The sequence below is a fragment of the Bradyrhizobium sp. LeoA1Lang genome (assembly GCF_055413685.1).
Window position 1 is genome coordinate 18,022 of record NZ_JBVAPG010000021.1, and the last position, 17,437, is coordinate 35,458.

A 17,437-nucleotide genomic window follows, 5' to 3' on the forward strand; every position below is an offset into this window, starting at 1 on the left:
CTCAGGCCGCCTCGATCCATGTCTGGCGGGCGCCGGTGATCAGCGACACGATATCGTCGCCGTTGACCGAGGCGGTCGGTACATCGCCGACCTTGGTCCCGTGCCGTAGAACCACCACGCGATGGCTCATCTCCATCACCAGCGGCATGTTGTGGCTGATCAGCACGATCGAGATGCCCTGTTCCTGCAGCTTCCGCACGGCGTCCATGGCGCGCTTGGTCTCCTGCACGCCGAGAGCGGCAGTCGGCTCGTCGAGCAGCACGAGCGAGGATTTCCACAGTTTGGTGCGGGCAAGCGCAACGGCTTGGCGCTGGCCCCCGCTGAGGCCGGAAACGTTGGCGTCAGCTCGCGGCACGTTGACAGAAAGGCCCTTCAGCGCATCGTCGGCGGCCGCGCGCATGCTGCGCTTGTCCAGGAAACGCAGCGGGGCGATCCCCCAGGTTCTTTCCCGGCCCAGGAATATGTTGTCGGCGACGCTCAAATTGTCGCAGAGGCCGAGGTCCTGGTACACGGTTTCGATTCCCAGATTCCTCGCCACCTCGGTGGAGGAGATCGCGATGGGGCGGCCGTCGAACAGGATCTCTCCTCCGGTCGGCTGAATGGCGCCGGACAGGATCTTGACGAAAGTGCTCTTGCCCGCGCCATTGTCGCCGACGAGCGCGACGGTCTCGCCTTTGCGGATGCGGAAGTCGACTCCCCGCAGGGCATGCACCGGGCCGTAGGATTTCCTGACGCCACGCGCTTCAAGAAGGGCCGCGCCGCTGGTGCCGGGTGTCATTCGCATCCTCCATCTGGACCTGAACGTGTCGACTTGAAAAAGCCACGAAACGATTTCCGAAAACGTTTCTTGGTTTTGCAAGCTACACGTGCTATGACGCTGTGGTCAACTGTGGACTTAATCTGCTTGCGATGCGCGTTCTCTCAGGGTCTGAATCTGGACGAAGCCCGGCCGGCCGCTATTGGTGCCGAACGGTGCATGGGTGTCGGAGAGCCTGAGACATGAAAGACAAGAAGCGCATAACGATCAAGGATGTCGCCAACGAGTGCGGTATCGCCCTCTCGACCGTCTCCAACGCGCTGGTTGGCAAGCAGCATGTGAGCGAGGAGACCCGGCGGCTGGTGAAGGAGACCGCCGAGCGTCTCGGCTACCGTGCGTCCGCCGTGGCCCGGGCGTTGCGGATGCAGCGCAGCTTCACCATCGGCGTCTTGATTGCCGACGTCGCCAACCCGGCCTTTCCGGATTTCGTCCGTGGCGTGGAGGACGTGGCGATCCGCGAAAAGTGCAGCCTGCTTCTCTGCAACACGGATGGCGATGAGGAGAAGCAGATCTGGCATATGCGTGCGCTGCTCGACAGCCAGGTCGACGGCATGGTGCTGATCTCCCAATACACGGATACGCCGCGCGTTCGCGAGTTGCTCGACTCGGGGACGCCTTTTGTGCTGGTGCAACGGCGCAGTCCGCGCCACGAGGATGACTATGTCGGTTCCGACAATGTCGGCGGAATCACCCAGGCCGTAGATCATCTCGCCAGTCTCGGCCATACCCGCATCGGCTTCGTGCGTGGTCCGATGGACTCCTCGACCGCCGCCGAACGGCTCGAGGCCTACAAGGCCGCGATCCGCCGCCTGAAGCTCGACCGGGACGCCGAACTCATCTTCAACGGCGACTACAACCTGCCGACCGGCTATGACGCCGGCCTGCGCTTGTTGTCTCTGCCCAATCGCCCCACCGCGATCATGGCCAGCAACGATCTGAACGCCATGGGCGTGATCGAGGCGGCCATGGAGCTCGGCATCAAGGTGCCGGCCGACCTTTCGGTTGTCGGTCTCGACGACATCCGGCTCGCTTCCTTCCGTCGCATCGACCTGACCACCATCCACCTGCAGAAGCGCATCATGGGCGCGGCTGCGGCCGAGATGCTGATGAAGCGGATCCGCAACCAGCGTCCGTCGCCGGCACGCGAGCAGATTTTCCCGACGGGACTCGTTGTCCGCGGGTCCACCGCGCGCGCCCCCCAGGCGGCGGGCAGAAAGCGCAAGAAAGAAGCCGTATAATTCCAGTCAAGGAGAGGAAATGGCCGGTTCGCTTGAGGGGATCAAGGTCCTCGATTTGTCGCGCTTCATTGCGGGACCCGTTTGCGGAATGCTGCTGGGCGACATGGGCGCCGACGTCGTCAAGGTCGAGCGGGCCGGAAAGGGTGAGGATGCCCGGGCGATCGCGCCAAAGATCGGAGGCGAGAGCCTCTATGTCATGATGTTCAATCGCAACAAGCGCAGCCTTGCGCTCGACTATCGCAACGCCGAGGGCCAGCAGCTCCTGCGCGACCTCGCCGCCAAGGCGGACATCCTGATCGAGAATTTCCGGCCGGGCACCCTGGAGAAGATGGGATGCAGCTACGAGGAGCTTTCCGCCATCAATCCGCGTCTGATCATGGTGCGCATCTCGGGCTTCGGGCAGACCGGACCGCACGCGCAGCGCCCCTGCTTCGATGTCATCGCGCAGGCCATGAGCGGCCTGATGGAGATCACCGGCGAGGCCGGCGGCAAGCCGGTCCCTTCCGGCGCTTTCGTCGTCGACCAGGTGACCGGCCTCTACGCAACCGTCGGTGCGCTCGGAGCCTTGCAGGCGCGCGAGCGGACAGGCAGGGGGCAGGTGGTTGACGCAGCGCTATTGGACAGCGCGGTGACGCTGCTGCTGACCGCCATTCCCGAATACGCGCTGTTCGGAACGGAGGCCACGCGCAAGGGCGCGCGCGACCGCTATTCGGCGCCGGCCAACAACTATCGTTGCAAGGACGAGCGCTGGATTCACTTCAATGCCGGCAATGACGCGCTGTTTCCCCGCTTGTGCAAGGCCGCCGGTCTCGAGCACCTGCTCTCGGATGATCGGTTTGCCATGCACGCCGGACGTATGGCCAACGCTGACGCGATCGAAACCATCATCGCCGGCTGGATCGCCCAGCACCACTCCGACGACGTGGTCGAGACGCTGGCGCGTGCCGAGGTGCCCTGCGGGAAGGTCGCCACCATTGCCGAAGTGGTCACAAACCCGCAGCTCAAGCATCGCGAGCAGATCGTCGATATTGCGTATCCCGACGGCAATGTGCCGATGCACGGGGTCACCGTGAAGCTCTCGGAGACCGCAAACAGCATCCGCCGGCGGGCGCCGTCGATCGGAGAGCACACCAGCGAGGTGGTGGCGGACTGGCTCGGCTGAAGCGGGCGCTTAGACCCGCATCAGCACGCCGCGCGGGTCGATCACCTCGCGCAGCAGGCGCAACTCTTCTAGCGAGGGTTGCTCAGTGACCGCGATGTTTTCGGGGATGGTCGGCGCGAAGCCCATGCGCGAGCGCACGTCGTCGGGCGTTACGCCCGGATGCAGCGAACGCAGGCGCATGGCGCCGTCGGACCCGAAGTCGAAGACGGCCTTGTCGGTGACCACGAGCGCCGGGCCGGGCCCTGGCAGGCCAAATTCCCGACGCGGAGTGCCGCGAACCTGGTGGCCGACGCTGGTCACGAAATCGACCTGCTCCACGAACGTACGCTTGTCGAGGTCCACCACGATGATGGGACGGCGCACAAAGGCCAGATGCTCGGGCTGGGCGAGGCAGCCGACCAGCCGTACGTCCGGCTTTGCATAATCGCCGATCGCGGTGATGTTGAGATTGCCGTGGCGATCGACCTGCGCCGCGGACTCGAAAGAGACGTCGAAGCGGCCGCGGCCAAGCATGTCGCACTTGAAACCCGTGTCGGCCGGGCAGGCAGCGGCATGCCAGCGCGTCAGGCTGTCCTGGCGGAGATTGTCGGGCATGCTGGAAAGGTCCGGATCCAGGAGGTTGCCCCAGTAGACCGTGGCGCCGGGCGCGTGGCGCAGTTGCGCGAGGCGGCACGCGGTGAGCGGGATGCCGACGGCGAGCGTGAAGGCGCGTCCGTTGGTGCCGACGCCGACAAAGATCAGGTCGTCATCCCGGATTTCGCGCGCAATGATACAGGCTGCGAGTTCGTTGACGGTGAAGCCGGTGACGGCGCCGGAGACGGTAAGTGTGTTCATGCGTCAGCCCTGCTGAACGGAGAGGGACGGGAGGCGGGCGGAAGCGCCGCTGGCGTGAAGGTACTCGTCGTGAGCCCGCGGCGTGCGGACGAAGCGGTCGAGATAGGTCGCCATGCCTTCGGGAGTCTTGGCGTGCTCGAGGTAAAGCCGCAGGTGCTCTTCGTCTTCGTCGTAGATGGAGTCGCAGGCGGCCGGATGCGCGCCTTGCGGGACTTCGACGATGGCCTCGACCCACTGGCCGGGAATATAGGTGAGGGTCGGCTGCGTCTTGACCTGCTCGTGCGGAATGATCTTCTCGACGGTGACGATGAGCCGCTTGGCACCGCTCGCCATGAGCTGGTCGATGTCGTCGCTGTCGCGCACCACGGGCCACTGCACGTTGCCATAGCAGTCGCCGGCGTAACCGTGAATGATGGTGAAATCGGCGTCGGCTGCGGCGACCGCATGAAGCTTGTCCCCGCTGAAGGGGCAGGTCATGGGCCGGATTTGCTCCGGATTGCGCGCCGCCATGTCGGAGCCGAGCAGCGAGCGAACGGGCATGAAGGCAAGCCCCGCTGCGGCCGCGCGGAAGCGTGCCACGATCGCACATTCGGAGAAGTCGCGCGCCGTGATGGCGCCGCTCTGGACGCCGCGCCTGAAATTGGGGGCGAGGCCGTGGCTGAACATCCCCGCATAGATGCCTTCCCAGCGCCGGATCGCGCCGGCGCCCGCCAGCATGTCCGTCGCGGTGGTGGTCGCCCACGTGATCAAGGTGAGGTCCTTGACCCCGCGGCGGATCAACTCGCGGACGGCTGCATTGGGCTGGCGCCGCAGCAGACTCCCGCCGATCGCGAGCGTCACGCCGGACGGGATCGGGGCCAGCGCGGCCTCGAGTGAAACGAGCTTGTTCTTCATGGCGGCTCCCGGCACCGTGAGGCGGACCCCACGAAATTTCAGAACGTATTGGCTGCCAGATTGCATTTTCAGCTTGCGCGGCCGATACAAAAACGTTTTTATATCGATCATACGCCGCGCGACAAGTCTTAAAAGCTGTGGAGACGCGGGTGAGATGGAGGAAATACTTGGCGTCGGTCCCGGCTTTTCTTGATGTTCGCGGTATCTCGAAGTCGTTTCCCGGTGTGGTGGCGCTTGATCAGGTGTCATTGCTGGTCGATCGCGGCGAAATACACGCACTTATTGGAGAAAACGGCGCCGGAAAATCCACTCTGATGAAGGTCCTGGACGGAATCTACACGCCGAATGACGGCGAAATCTTGCTGGATGGCCGTCCGGTTCGGATTCCGGATCCCTTCGTGGCGCTCGAGCTTGGGATCAGCATGGTGCACCAGGAGCCCAAACTCTGCAGTCCTTTGTCCATTTCGGAAAACGTTTTTATGGGGCGCCTGCCCCTGGCGGCCTGGGGACGGGTGGATTGGGCCGAAGCCGATCGCAGGACCGCCGAATTGCTGGAGCGCGTCGGCCTCGATCTCGATCCGCGCACTCCGGTCGAGGCATTGTCGATTGCTCAGCGGCAGCTCATCCAACTCGCCAAGGCGCTCGCATTCAAGGCGCGTCTGATCATTCTCGATGAGCCGACTGCGAGTCTGACTCCGGTGGAGGTCGACCGCCTGTTCACGATCGTGCGGGGGCTCCAGGCCGATGGCGTCAGCTTCCTTTATATTTCGCATCATCTGGACGAGATTTTCCGGATCGCTTCGCGCGTCACCGTCCTCAAGGACGGTCGCAAGGTGACGACCCTCGACGTGGCGTCGACCAGCAAGGATGCGCTGATCGGCCTCATGGTCGGGCGTGACCTTGGCGAGCGCTTTCCCGCCAAGGGGAGGGCGCCAGGCAAGCCGGTGCTGGAGGCGCGGGAGATTTCAGGCCACGGCTTCAGGGACGCAAGCCTGACATTGCGCGCTGGCGAGATACTCGGCCTCTCCGGCCTAGTCGGCGCAGGCCGAACGGAGCTGGCGCGCGCGCTGTTCGGTGCAACCGCGATCTCGGCGGGACGCATCCTGATCGACGGAGGACCGGTCGTCCTGCGCAGCCCGGCCGACGCCATCAGAAAGGGTGTGTCCTACATCGCCGAGGATCGCCGCGATGGTCTCTTCATGCCGCTTTCGGTTCGTGAGAACATCGCATTCGCGGCTCCGGAGAAGCACAGCCGTTTCGGCGTGCTCAACAGCCGCAAGCAGGCCGAGCAGGCCCGTGCGTTTATCGGCCGCCTCAACGTGCGCACTCCCCATGCCGAGCAGCCGGTCGCCGTGCTGAGCGGCGGCAACCAGCAGAAATGCATCCTCGCGCGATGGCTCCTCAAGGGCGTGCGCGTGCTTATCCTTGACGAGCCCACCCGCGGTATCGACGTGGGCGCCAAGCGCGAGATCTACGCGCTCGTCGATCAACTCGCCCGGGAGGGGATTGCGGTCCTGCTCATCTCCTCCGAACTGCCCGAGATCCTGGGCATGGCCGATCGCGTGCTCGTCATGAGCGACGGGCGGATCACCGGCGAAGTCGAGGGCGACCGTGCGACGGAAGAAAGCCTGCTCGCTCTCGCCCTCCCTGTCGAATCCATCAAGCAAGAGCTTCACGCATGACCGACACCGCCATCACGGAGGGCGCGGCCTCTCCCAAAACCGCTAACTCCGGTTACAATCGGGCCCTGGGCTTGTTGGTGCGCTACAGCAACGTGCTCGCGCTCGTACTGCTGCTCGTTGTGGCAAGCCTGCTGTCGCCGTACTTCCTGTCCTCTCGCAACATCCTGAACGTGTTGCGCGGGGCGACCATGATCGGCCTCGTCAGCATCGGGATGACCTACGTCATCCTCAATCGGGGCATCGACCTCTCGGCCGGCTCCATCGTCGGCATTTCGGCCGCCTTGACGGCCGGCTTCGCGCACTACGGGGTGGGCGCCGCGGTGCTGGTCGGGGTCGCGGCGGGCGTCGCGGTCGGCATCGTCAACGGGCTACTGATCACGCGCCTGCGCCTGCAGCCCTTCATCGCGACGTTGAGCACGATGATCTTCGTGCGCGGCCTCGTCTACATCTATACGGAAGGCAGCAACGTCATCGTGCGAGATGCGTCGGCGGCCTTCACCTTTTTGGGCTCGGGCTTCATCGGGCCTGTTCCGGCACCGGTGGTGCTGTTCGCGATCGTATGGCTGATCGCGGCTCTGACGTTGCACTACACCGTGTTCGGCCGCGCCGTCTATGCCGTCGGTGCCAATGAGGAGGCGGCTCGCCTCTCGGGCATCGCGGTCGAGCGCAACAAGGTGCTCGTCTACACCGTGAGCGGGCTGCTGGCGGGTCTTGCCGGCGTCGTCCTGGCGAGCCGCCTCACTGTCGGGGAGCCCAATGCCGGCACGCTCTATGAGCTCGATGCCATCGCAGCCACGCTGATCGGCGGCACCACCTTCGATGGCGGCGTCGGCGGTGTCGGCGGCACCGTGCTCGGCGTGCTGATCATGGCGTTCCTGTCGAACGTCCTCAACCTGCTCAACGTGTCACCTTATTCTCAGATGCTGCTCAAGGGCGTGATCATCGTTCTGGCGGTCGTCATGAGCGAATGGAGAAAGCGGCGCTGAAGCCCGCAATTGGAGGAGAAATCATGACCCACGACGGAACGCGGCGGACGAACCGCCGTGATATCCTCAAGCTCGGCGCCGGCGCTGCGGCGTTTGCGTCCGCGGCCATCTGGGGACAGGACTCGTTTGCCCAGGCCGTACAGGGAAAGACCGTCGGCTTCACGATGTCCTTCTCCAACACCGAGTGGATCAAGCAACAACAGGCGGGCATCGAGGAGACCGCCAAGAAGTACGGTCTCAAGGCCGTCGTCTATGATGCCAACGACCAGCCGGCCAAGCAGGTCCGCGATATCGAGGACCTGCTGGTCCGCAACGTGGACATCATCATCATCTCGACCTACTACGCCGAGGCAATCACGCCCGCGGTCAAGCAGATCAACGAAGTCAAGGTTCCGATCGTGGTGCTCAGCTCGCCGCTGGCCGGCGGCGCCGATTTTGCGTGTCACCTCGCGACCGACACGCTGGCGACCTCGCGTTCGGCGGGCGAGTATTACGTCAAGAAGCTCGGCGGCAAAGGCCTGGTTGCGCAGATCGAAGGCAAGCCTGGATCGGTGATCAACCAGCAACGCGGCAAAGGCTGGCGTGAGGTCATCGAGAAGCATCCCGACATCAAGGTCATTGGCCACATCGTCGCCAACTACGACCGCACGCAGGCCATCAAGGGCATGGAGGATCTGCTCCAGGCCAACAAGCAGATCGATGCGGTCTACTGCCATAATGACGACATGGCGCTCGGCGCCGTGCGCGCCGCCAAGGAGGCGGGGCGCAAGGACCAGATGTGGTTCACCGGCTACGACGGTCTCACCGTCGAGGCACTGGAAGGCATCTACAAGGGCGATCTCGATGGCCTGTGGGAGTATCTTCCGTTCGGCTCGGAGGGCATCGAGGCCGCAGTGCAGATCCTGCGCGGCAAGCCGATCAAGAAGACGATCGCCTTCGATTCGCCTCTGATCACCAAGTCGAATGTGACCGAGTGGTATGACCCGGAGAGCCGCAAGCGGAAGGTCCTGCCTTCACGCCTGACCTTCTGATGCTCCCGACTCCGGCCAGGCGCGAGCGGCCGGGGTCCGTTGTTTCTTACATTCGGCCGAAGCCGCAGCCGGCCACCGCTCGCGCACCTCTCGAAAAGCGATTCCAGGACGAGACCATGACCCAATCGACCGCCACCGCACCGAACCCCTGGCGCGACCTGACCGACCCTCGCCGGGCCGCGACCGCAGATGACCTCGAGGCCGGCCTGAAGGAGCCAGTGTTCGAGAACCTGCGGATACCGGAGGAACTGGGGCCGGTGACGATCACCGTCGACGATCACAAGATCAAGCGCTTCGCTTTCACTCAGGACGACTACGGCGACTGGTATCTGCGGGGCGAGAGCCCGTTCGACGGTGCGCGCATCGGCCATCCGGCGCTGCTGGGCAACGATCTCGTTCAGCTCTTCACCACGCGCTATCGCGCCAGCAAGACGGTGGGTTTCCACACCGAGGAGCAGATCTGGTTCGACAGCCCGGTGAAGCTGGGCGAACGCGTGACGCTCTCCGGCCAATATGTCGAGGCCTATGAGCGGCGCGGCCAAGGCTATGTGGTCATGGAAGCCCAGGCAACCGGCGAGGATGGGCGCAGCATCGTCCGCCACCGCGGCGTCGAAATCCTGCGCACGGTGCCGGGTCTCATCGCCGGCCGCGGCAGCAGTAGGACGACCGAACGCAGCGTGACGGGAGAAGTTGCGGACTGTGCGCGGCGGATCGAGAAGGCCGGTAGCGATGTGGCTGTAGGTGACGTGTTGACGCCGTTGAACAAGGTCTTCACGGCCGAGCAGACGGCGGTCTTCTCGCGCATCGGCGAATACGTGCGCAACACGCACAACGATTTGCAGATTGCCAAGAAAGGCAAGTTGCCGACCCTGATCGTGCAGGGCCAGCAGGAATATGGCGCCGCCGCGGAGCTGATGGCACGGGTGTTCGGCGCAGCCTGGTTCACCAAGGGCTGGCTGAAGATGAAATTCATCAACACGCTGCAGGTCTTCGATCCCGTGTCGTTCTCCGGCGTGGTGACGGCTGTGGGCACGCTGGCCGATGGCGCGCGTGTCGTCGAGCTCGAGGTCTGGGCCCGCCGCATGTCGGATGCCAAGCTCACGGCGGTCGGCTGGGCCTCGTGCAGGCTGCCGGCCTGATGGTTTTTCGGTTCGAGCAGCGCTGCCTCAGGTGGCCACGCCTCGGATGCGGTAGCCGAGCCGAATGGAGAGCGCATCGGCGTGCCGGACGACGAGCGGCGCAATGTTCTGGCCGGTTACCGCCGGAAGGTAATCATGGCTCATAAGGCTTTGCGGGCCGAGCAATCACGGCCAGTAACATGCGCGCACCAAACGAAGCGATCCGCACCTCTTAGCGAACAGGAGTAATCACTGCAGCACGCTGAGATCAGCCAGGAGCTGGGCTATACATCGCGACAGCGCTTCAAACACTGGCATTTGTGGAAAGTGCTGCAGCGTGGGATTGAACCCATCTGGCATAGACGACTGACGAACGCCAAACCCGCAACAAATAAATGGAAAAAATTCGATTGTCGTCCGGGCGCTGACCATTATTGTTCAACCAAAGGATGTGGTGCCGTTCCGGCGTCTCGGCATCCTTGAAAGCGCTAAGCGTCATGGTGGCCGCTGACTTCGATCAGATCAGGCCTTTGCCAGGTGGTGTGGTGGGAAGGCCAGCGCGAGTTGCGCGTTACGCAACTCATTGGATGAGACGGGGACAGTGATGTCGAAGCAAGGCTCCATCGCTATGTCCAGGCGTATCGGCCAGGACAGAACGCGGCAGGGCGAGCAGGGGTTCACTCTTGTCGAAATGCTGGTCGTCATCGCCATTATCGGCTTGATCATGGGACTGGTTGGCCCGCGCGTGCTCAGCTATCTGAGCGAGTCGAAGGTCAAAGCGGCGAAGATCCAGATGCAGAGCTTCGCAAGCGCGCTCGACCTCTTCAATCTCGATACCGGCCGTTACCCATCGACCGCGGAGGGCCTCACAGCCCTCGTGCAGCGGACTCCGGGCGTCGCCAGTTGGAATGGTCCTTACCTCAAGAGCGGTGTCGTTCCAAATGACCCGTGGAGCCATCCCTATGTCTATCGTGCGCCTGGCGAGCGCAACGCATACGATATCATCTCCTACGGTTCGGACGGTCAGGAGGGCGGCAGCGGGCTCGCTGGAGACATCTCTTTGGACAAACTGGCAAGCGCCAGCAATGAATGAAGCAGCGTGGAGTCACGCTGACCAAGATGACTTGCGTCGTCGCGCTGGTCACACGGCCGGCCTTGATGGAGGAGCCAGCAACGCTCGCGGGCAGCCCCCGGCAATCATCTCCAACCAGCCTCCTACCTCTTTTGCCAAGGCATCGAGTTCCGGCCGGGCTTGCCGGCGCCCTCGGTCGAGCGCTGATCGGTCTGCTGCGGCCTTGTCGTTCTCTCGTCCGACGGAATGTCGAACCCGGCAACCCACCGATCGTCTGCCGATGTCGGCGGAGTGCGACGTCCCGGTCGATCGGTCATGATCGTGCCCATGCCGCGCAGGTCGTCGGGCGTCAGCCACGCGATGTCGTGGGCGTGCGTCGTCACCATCTGCCGGGTGATGCGTGGCGGCACGCCAAACCCGCTCGCGATGCGGGCCATAGCCATGGTCGCCTCTTCGGTCTGCGCGGTTTCGTGGCCGAACTTGTCGGACACGCCGTGGACGCCGATCGCGGCGTCGTAGCTCGCGAATTTCTCTATTCCTGCCGCGAACACGATGAAACAGGCCGAGGCGCAACGCGACCCGGCCGCGACAATCGTCGGCAGCTTCGCCCTGCGGATCAAATTTGCGAGCTGGACCGCCTCGGAGAGGCTGCCGCCCGGTGAATCGAGCCGCACGGCAGAGATCAGGCGGTTGCTGTCGTTGGCGGTCTTGATCAGCGCTTCGGCAGCCTCCGTGTCGCCCCCCGCCACGTCGCCGCTAAGGGCGATGATGGTGACGTCATCCTTCAGCGTCACGCTGTTCAGCTCGGCGGCGGTCGCGGCCGTGCTGACGACGGCCGCTCCCAGGAGCCCCAGCATGGATGACAGCATCGCCATCACGGCTTCAGCTTTCGTCTCACTTGCGCGCGATCGGCGTCGGCGCCGCAGCGGGCGCGTCGAAGGTCGTCGGTGCGCGCCGCATGGTATCGAGGCGCTCGCGGAACTCCTCGGCGACCACCTGGGCGTCGTGGCTGTTGCGTACGACCTTGGTGGTGACGAATACGATGATCTCCGAGCGATTCCTCATGTCGCTCTTCTGGCTGAGCAGGTCGCCGAGATATTTGATCTGGTTGAGGCCGGGCAGTCCGGACACCGTGCGCTCGTCGTCTTCCTTGATCAGGCCGCCAAGCAGCACGGTCTGGCCGCTGCTGGTGCCGACGGTCGAGCGGATGCGCCGCTGCGAGATGGTCGGCGTCAGGTTCTGGGCGCTGAAGCCGCCCGGATTGACGACGTTGGAGACTTCCTGCTCGATCTCAAGCTCGATCGATCCGTTCGGATGCACATGCGGCAGCACTTTCAGGATAATGCCGGTGTTCTGCCGGCTGATGCTGCTCACCACGTTCAGTCCGGTGACGGTGCTGCCGGTCGAGATCGGCACCTGGTCGCCGACCTCGAGGATCGCCGGCTCGTTGTCGGCGACCACCAGCGATGGCGCCGACAGCACCTTGATGGTGGTCAGGGTGGAGAGCGCGTTCAGGACCAGCTTGGGATTGGATTCGGCGCCGAGCAGCAGGTTGAAGCCGGGCAGCACGCGCGCGAGCAGGGCCGACTGCGTCGCCGATTGCGCAGCGCTGAACAGGCCGACCGATCCTCTGTCCTGGCCGAGGTTTGCGTTGCCGCTGGTCAGATAGGCCTGCACGCCATACTGCAACTGGTCTGTCAGCGTCACCTCGGCGACCATGGCATCGACAGCGACCTGCAGCCGCGGCCGGTCGAGCGACTCCAGCGCCCGCTCGATCACGAGATAATCTTCCTGGTTGGAATAGACCATGATCGCGTTGGTCGACCTATCGGCGGTGATCCGGACATTCTGAAACACCCCGCGCGGCATCGCGCCCGATCCCGTTCCACCGAGCCCCGCCGCATCCTGGTCGTCGTCCTTGCGATCTGAGAAGCCGGCTTGCGTCGCGCCGCTGCGGTTGGCGTTGTTCGAGTTGTCGGTGCCGCCCTGCGTGGTCGTGCCTTGATTGTTGTTGCTGAGCGTGCCGGTGCCGAGCGAATCGAGCCGCGATGTCGTTCCGCTCTGTCCGGGCGCGGTCGTGCTGGTCTGGCTGTCAAGACCGGCTGACTGCGAGGAGCGTCCGACGAACATCTCGTTGAGGATGCGGGCGATGCTGCGCGCGTTGCCGTAGCGCAGGCTGTAGACTCGCACCGTGGTGCCGGTGGGATCGGAGCGATCGAGCCGCCGCACCCACTGGGTCGCGCGCTCGAGCACCTTGCTGTTGCGGCTTACCGCCAGCACCGCGTTCATGCGCGACACCGGCTGGAACTTGATCACACCCTGACCATTGCCGCCTTCGGCGGTGTCGAACACCTTTTCAAGCTCGCGGATCATGGTTTCGGGCGCGGTCGATTTCAGCGGGTACAGCCCGACCGATTGATTGCGCAGCCACTCCACGTCGAGGGTTCCGATGACGCCGAGCGCGGCCTGGCGCTCGGAGGCGGTGCCCTGGACCAGGAGAAGGTTGCGCGTCTGATCGGCGCGCACGGCGCCCGGCCGCGACAGGAAATTTTCCGCCGTCTTGGCGATCGCCGCCGCCGAGATGTAGCGCAGCGGCACGATCGAGACGCCATAGCCCGGCTGTCCAGCACCGAAGGTGGAGGGGCCCGCGCCGGAGGCTTCCGGCAGCGGAACGATCCTGATCAGCTTGTCTTCGCGCAGTACCGCGACGTTCGACATCCGCAGCACGCTTTCGAAGATGGGCAACACGTCCTTGCGCGGGATCCGTTGTGCTGAGGCCAGAGTGATCACGCCTTGCACGCGTGGATCGATCACGTAGTTCAGTCCGAGGCTGTCGCCGAGCACCGATTTCACGGCCGTCGGGATATCCGCGCTGTCGAAGTTCATTTCGACGCCGCCGCCTTCGGTTGCGAGATCACCGTCGGTGGCCGAGGCGACACGCGCCGCCCCATTCACTTCGCGAGAAGACGGCGCCGGTGTGAGATCCTGCTCGGCGCCGGGAAACACCATCGGCTGCATCGAACGGCTGGGCGCGCTGCCGCCCGACGACGGTCCGCCGACCGGACCGGTCCAGCGCGCGCGCAGATCCGCATCGCGGATCGGATCGGTCACCGGATCGCGACCCGGCAGATCGGTGCTCTTGTCGATCATGCAGCCGCCCAGAAGGCCGCCGATTGCAAGCCATACGCCGGCCATGGCGCCAAGTGACGTCGCGCGCGACAGGCGGGACCGTTCGATCAACTGCACGATGGCTCTCCCTTGTGCTCTCCTGCGAGACGCGCGGACTGCGCCCGCCGCGCTCGTGTCAATGCGCATCGCTGGCCGCCTTCCACGGACGATCGGCGGGTGCGACGCTGCCGCCTGCGAGCTCCTCAACCTCGTTGAGCAGCGCTCCGGCGCGGTCGATCAGCGGGCGGGCCGCGGCCGGGTTGACCGGGCGGCGCGCGAACGCCGCGCCGTCGAGCACGGCCTTCATCTCGCCCGCCAGCGCATCGCGGGTGGCGGTGACGGCCCCGATCGCACGGAGATAGCGCTGATAGCTTGTATCGCTGCCCTTGATCGCTTGGGTTGCGAGCGCAAGGCTGTTGCGGCCGAGTTGTCCGAGCGGATCGTTGAGGGTCTTGTAGGCGCGGGCGAGCGCTGCATATGTCTCGCGGCCGCCTGCGGGCCCCAGTGGCAGCGCATTCGCTTCAAGCAGGTCCACCAGCACGACGCCGTCGTGGACGTAGCTGTCGGCAAGGCCGAGCAGGGCAAGCATCGTGGGCCGCAGGTCGGCGTGATGGGAGAGGATGTCAGCCGTCTGCCCGAGATGGGCGACGCCCGGACCGGCTATGGCGAACCAGCTCGTGCCTGCGATCTGCGCCATGTCGCCGCCGACCCACGCCACGTCCGGATCAATCGCGACGCAGGCGGGCGGGGTGGCGCAATCGGCGCGGCTCGCTGCGGTCCGGTTGTTGTAGTCGGGATCGCCGAACATGATGAGGTGCGGCGTGCGCGCCGGGCTTGCCGTGACCATGTGCATCAGTTGCATCTGCGCGCGGTCGGCGAGCATCGCCGCGAGCCGGTCGGTCTTGCCGGTGACGGGGTTGAGCGCGGTGAGCTTGCTTGCGTCCTGCGCCAGCGTGCGCGTCAGCGGGTCGGCAGCAAGCGGGTTGTCGTGGATGTAGAAGGCCGGCGCGTTGCCGGCACGCAGGTCGAACGCTGTGACGTTGCGACGCTGAGTGAAGAGCAACCGGTCGATGAACGCATTGATCGCGCCGGTCGCTTCATAGCTGCAGGGCAGGGCGACGCCGTCGCACTCCGGCGGGCTCGGCGGTCCGCCGACAAAACGGTCGTTGCCGCTCGGCACCACGATGAACAGCGTGTTGCCCGCCGTGATGCCGCCGGCCGCCAGCCGGTCGATGAACGCCTTGAACGCGGCATCGAAGGCGGCGAGCCTTGCGACGTAGTCGCGCTCGCCGGGACCGAAGCTGCGCCGGCGCGCGGCGATCGCGGCCGGCTTGTGTGCATCGCCGATCGCGACATAGACCACCGGCACGCCGGCCTCCAGCATCGCCGCGGCGTAGCCAAGAGACTGCGCCGCCGTTGTCTCTGACGCGCCGGGAAAGCCTGGATGGCCGGCGTCGTCGGCAATCACGTCACCCTGGATGTCCGTGACCGCGCTATTCGGCGAGATCAGGGGCTGCACATGGCGGTGGCCGAACAGCGCGCTGAAACCTGAATAGCCGCCGGGCTCGTCGGGCAGAAGATCGGGCCGTGCGTGGGCGTTGCTGCATAGCGTGCTGCCGCGCGCGCAATGGATGGCGACGCCGACGAGCTCTGCGCGTGCCTTGGCGGGATCGCCGGCTGCGGCGCGCGCCTCCGACGCCCCGAGCACAGTCGCGACATCGGCGATGTCCTGCAGCGTCAGCCCCATGGTCGCGTACGCGCCGACGTCACAGCCCGCGCGGGTGAACGGCACCCATGGCGCCGGCACGGTCTTGCCGGTGTCGGCGAGCATCAGTGGCTTGCCGTCGCCGCCGCTCGCGGTCCAGTAACCGAATGCGCTGGCGAAGCCGACGCTGCCGTCGCTGCGGAACGTGCCGCTGCCGTCGCCGATCGGCACGCCCATGCGGTCGCCGTGCAGGCCGGTCAGAACGGTGAGGGTGTCGGTCGCCGTCTGCGCCAGCGGCGTGGTGTGATGGTTGCTGCCGATGGTGCCGTTGCTGGCGAGGAAGTCGCGCAGGTGCGGCATCTGCTCGAGATCGGACGGTACGTTGGGGTCGTCACGGCGCAGGTGCACGTTGTCGAGCTCAATCTGCACCACGCGCGTGATCGCGCCGCCGCGCGCCTGCAGCGTGCATGCAGCCCGCGCCTGCCCGAAGCCGAAGGCGCATTCCACGATGGAGCCCGAGGCCATGAGCATGGCGCCGAGTGCGAGCGGCGCAAGGCCGGCAGGAATGCGACTCGTACGCATGACGCCACGTCTCTACTGTCGATCTCTTCGGTATCGATGTCGTTGGTATCGATGTCTTCAAGTGTCGCTTGAAAGCTCGAGCGCCGGTAAGATGTCGTCCGCTCGTGCGCGCGAAGTGTGTTCGGCTTCGATGACGCGGTTGTAACAGCGGCGCTCACATCCCGCGCATGGCGAGAATGCCGCGTTGTGATTCGTGTTCACCGATTTGACGCAAACACTCTGCGCAGACACGACGCGTTCATCCATGACGTCTTGCAACGATCGATGATGTCTTGCAACGCGCCGCTGCGTGATGCACCTTGATTGTCGCACGCGCTGATGACGGTATGTCGAAGACGACGCGGGGATCGCACATGAACAGACGCATGGATGGTGGACGCAGAAGCGTCACGCGGCGAGTATCGATCGCACCGGCGTCGATCCTGCAAGTATCGATGGCGGTTGCGCTTTGCCTGTGCGCGTCGCTTGCCGGCGCGGCGGAGTCGCCTGCAGGCGGCGACGTTGCCGTCAGCAATCCGGTGGAGCTGCAGCCGTTGCCCGAGCTCGCTGCGACGCGCGACAAGCCGCTGTTCTCGCCGACGCGGCGGCCGCCGCCCAAGCCCGTCGTGCCGGTGGCGCGGCAGGAGCCGCCGCCACCACCTCCACCGCCGCCAAGTGTGGTGGTGCTCGGCATCGTCAGCGAGAACGGCGACGGCCGCGCCGCCATCCGCGCCGGCGGCAAGGGCGACAAGGTGACGCGCGTCCGCACTGGTGACGACGTCAGCGGCTGGAAGGTGGAGCGGATCGAGCCGCGCCGGCTGGTGCTGACCCAGGGCGAGCGCGCGGTCGATTTCGCGCTGTTCGGCGGTGGGGCAAAGAGCGTCAAGACCGCGGGCTCGGCCGTGGAGCAGCGCCTGCGCGAGATCCGCAAGCTTCGCGCCGCGCCAAGCAACTGAAATGACGCTGGTTTCGCATCGTCCGCGGCCGCCGGCCCGCGCGCCTGCCAGGGTTAAAATTTTTTTCCGGAATCGCTTCGCGTTAGCCTGTCTCAACCTGTCTTGAGAGTGAGGAGAGGCGTCACGGATTGTCACGTGCGTCCGCTTGGGTGCAGGCGGTCGCGCAGGCGACTATGCGTGCGCCGATCATCGACCTGTCGGCATCGCGCCAGG

At 65.1% G+C, this 17,437-nt stretch carries 14 protein-coding genes; 8 read left to right on the top strand and 6 right to left on the bottom strand.

Annotated elements, in window-relative coordinates; all coding sequences use genetic code 11:
- Window position 1 precedes the first annotated feature (1 nt).
- Entirely contained in the window at window positions 2–778 is a 777-nt protein-coding gene (locus tag ACZYOF_RS10230) for an ATP-binding cassette domain-containing protein (RefSeq protein WP_463715680.1), read from the bottom strand.
- Between the two features lie 221 nt (window positions 779–999).
- Between ACZYOF_RS10230 and ACZYOF_RS10235 the strand changes: the two genes are divergently transcribed.
- Both ACZYOF_RS10235 and ACZYOF_RS10240 read left to right on the top strand, forming a co-directional pair.
- A complete protein-coding gene (locus ACZYOF_RS10235) occupies window positions 1,000–2,055 on the top strand; it encodes a LacI family DNA-binding transcriptional regulator (protein ID WP_463715681.1) in 1,056 nt (351 codons plus the stop codon).
- A gap of 19 nt (window positions 2,056–2,074) precedes the next feature.
- The gene (locus ACZYOF_RS10240) at window positions 2,075–3,217 is read left to right on the top strand and encodes a CaiB/BaiF CoA transferase family protein (protein ID WP_463715682.1); all 1,143 of its coding nucleotides are present in this window, start codon (window positions 2,075–2,077) and stop codon (window positions 3,215–3,217) included.
- Window positions 3,218–3,226: 9 nt separating this feature from the next.
- On the opposite strand, the gene ACZYOF_RS10245 is transcribed toward ACZYOF_RS10240, so the two are convergent.
- Both ACZYOF_RS10245 and ACZYOF_RS10250 read right to left on the bottom strand, forming a co-directional pair.
- Window positions 3,227–4,051: a CoA-transferase subunit beta gene (locus tag ACZYOF_RS10245; RefSeq protein ID WP_463715683.1), complete on the bottom strand. Its 825-nt coding sequence runs from the start codon at window positions 4,049–4,051 to the stop codon at window positions 3,227–3,229.
- A 3-nt stretch (window positions 4,052–4,054) separates the two neighbouring features.
- Window positions 4,055–4,945: a CoA transferase subunit A gene (locus ACZYOF_RS10250; protein ID WP_463715684.1), complete on the bottom strand. Its 891-nt coding sequence runs from the start codon at window positions 4,943–4,945 to the stop codon at window positions 4,055–4,057.
- A 149-nt stretch (window positions 4,946–5,094) separates the two neighbouring features.
- On the opposite strand from ACZYOF_RS10250, the gene ACZYOF_RS10255 reads away from it, so the two are divergent.
- The 5 genes from ACZYOF_RS10255 (at window position 5,095) to gspG (ending at window position 10,855) form a co-directional block, all read left to right on the top strand.
- Window positions 5,095–6,627 (top strand): sugar ABC transporter ATP-binding protein, encoded by a 1,533-nt coding sequence (locus tag ACZYOF_RS10255; protein WP_463699403.1) that lies wholly within the window; start codon window positions 5,095–5,097, stop codon window positions 6,625–6,627.
- Window positions 6,624–7,613 carry an ABC transporter permease gene (locus tag ACZYOF_RS10260; protein ID WP_130579625.1) on the top strand — a complete coding sequence of 330 codons (990 nt, stop codon included), beginning with the start codon at window positions 6,624–6,626 and terminating at the stop codon, window positions 7,611–7,613. Before ACZYOF_RS10255 ends, ACZYOF_RS10260 begins: the two co-directional genes overlap by 4 nt.
- A gap of 23 nt (window positions 7,614–7,636) precedes the next feature.
- The gene (locus ACZYOF_RS10265) at window positions 7,637–8,644 is read left to right on the top strand and encodes a substrate-binding domain-containing protein (RefSeq protein ID WP_463715685.1); all 1,008 of its coding nucleotides are present in this window, start codon (window positions 7,637–7,639) and stop codon (window positions 8,642–8,644) included.
- Window positions 8,645–8,760: 116 nt separating this feature from the next.
- On the top strand, window positions 8,761–9,783 hold the full coding sequence (locus tag ACZYOF_RS10270; RefSeq protein WP_130579623.1) for a hotdog family protein: 1,023 nt from the start codon (window positions 8,761–8,763) through the stop codon (window positions 9,781–9,783).
- Between the two features lie 607 nt (window positions 9,784–10,390).
- Window positions 10,391–10,855 carry a type II secretion system major pseudopilin GspG gene (gspG, locus tag ACZYOF_RS10275; protein WP_463715686.1) on the top strand — a complete coding sequence of 155 codons (465 nt, stop codon included), beginning with the start codon at window positions 10,391–10,393 and terminating at the stop codon, window positions 10,853–10,855.
- Window positions 10,856–10,977: 122 nt separating this feature from the next.
- On the opposite strand, the gene ACZYOF_RS10280 is transcribed toward gspG, so the two are convergent.
- From ACZYOF_RS10280 to ACZYOF_RS10290, 3 genes are read right to left on the bottom strand one after another with little or no spacing between them, the layout of a single operon-like run.
- Entirely contained in the window at window positions 10,978–11,709 is a 732-nt protein-coding gene (locus ACZYOF_RS10280; protein WP_463715687.1) for a COG3904 family protein, read from the bottom strand.
- A 19-nt stretch (window positions 11,710–11,728) separates the two neighbouring features.
- Window positions 11,729–14,080: a type II secretion system secretin GspD gene (gene gspD, locus ACZYOF_RS10285; RefSeq protein ID WP_463715688.1), complete on the bottom strand. Its 2,352-nt coding sequence runs from the start codon at window positions 14,078–14,080 to the stop codon at window positions 11,729–11,731.
- 58 nt (window positions 14,081–14,138) lie between these two features.
- Entirely contained in the window at window positions 14,139–16,289 is a 2,151-nt protein-coding gene (locus ACZYOF_RS10290; protein WP_463715689.1) for a hypothetical protein, read from the bottom strand.
- Window positions 16,290–16,642: 353 nt separating this feature from the next.
- On the opposite strand from ACZYOF_RS10290, the gene ACZYOF_RS10295 reads away from it, so the two are divergent.
- Window positions 16,643–17,224, top strand: coding sequence for a hypothetical protein (locus tag ACZYOF_RS10295; protein WP_463715690.1), 582 nt, complete (start codon window positions 16,643–16,645; stop codon window positions 17,222–17,224).
- Window positions 17,225–17,437 lie beyond the last annotated feature (213 nt).

What these genes read in the sequence shown, in the direction of transcription:
- ACZYOF_RS10230 (WP_463715680.1), bottom strand. Translation starts at nt 778, where the DNA reads ATGACACCCGGCACCAGCGGCGCGGCCCTTCTTGAAGCGCGTGGCGTC.
- ACZYOF_RS10235 (WP_463715681.1), top strand. Translation starts at nt 1,000, where the DNA reads ATGAAAGACAAGAAGCGCATAACGATCAAGGATGTCGCCAACGAGTGC.
- ACZYOF_RS10240 (WP_463715682.1), top strand. Translation starts at nt 2,075, where the DNA reads ATGGCCGGTTCGCTTGAGGGGATCAAGGTCCTCGATTTGTCGCGCTTC.
- ACZYOF_RS10245 (WP_463715683.1), bottom strand. Translation starts at nt 4,051, where the DNA reads ATGAACACACTTACCGTCTCCGGCGCCGTCACCGGCTTCACCGTCAAC.
- ACZYOF_RS10250 (WP_463715684.1), bottom strand. Translation starts at nt 4,945, where the DNA reads ATGAAGAACAAGCTCGTTTCACTCGAGGCCGCGCTGGCCCCGATCCCG.
- ACZYOF_RS10260 (WP_130579625.1), top strand. Translation starts at nt 6,624, where the DNA reads ATGACCGACACCGCCATCACGGAGGGCGCGGCCTCTCCCAAAACCGCT.
- ACZYOF_RS10265 (WP_463715685.1), top strand. Translation starts at nt 7,637, where the DNA reads ATGACCCACGACGGAACGCGGCGGACGAACCGCCGTGATATCCTCAAG.
- ACZYOF_RS10270 (WP_130579623.1), top strand. Translation starts at nt 8,761, where the DNA reads ATGACCCAATCGACCGCCACCGCACCGAACCCCTGGCGCGACCTGACC.
- gspG (WP_463715686.1), top strand. Translation starts at nt 10,391, where the DNA reads ATGTCCAGGCGTATCGGCCAGGACAGAACGCGGCAGGGCGAGCAGGGG.
- ACZYOF_RS10280 (WP_463715687.1), bottom strand. Translation starts at nt 11,709, where the DNA reads ATGGCGATGCTGTCATCCATGCTGGGGCTCCTGGGAGCGGCCGTCGTC.
- ACZYOF_RS10290 (WP_463715689.1), bottom strand. Translation starts at nt 16,289, where the DNA reads ATGCGTACGAGTCGCATTCCTGCCGGCCTTGCGCCGCTCGCACTCGGC.
- ACZYOF_RS10295 (WP_463715690.1), top strand. Translation starts at nt 16,643, where the DNA reads ATGAACAGACGCATGGATGGTGGACGCAGAAGCGTCACGCGGCGAGTA.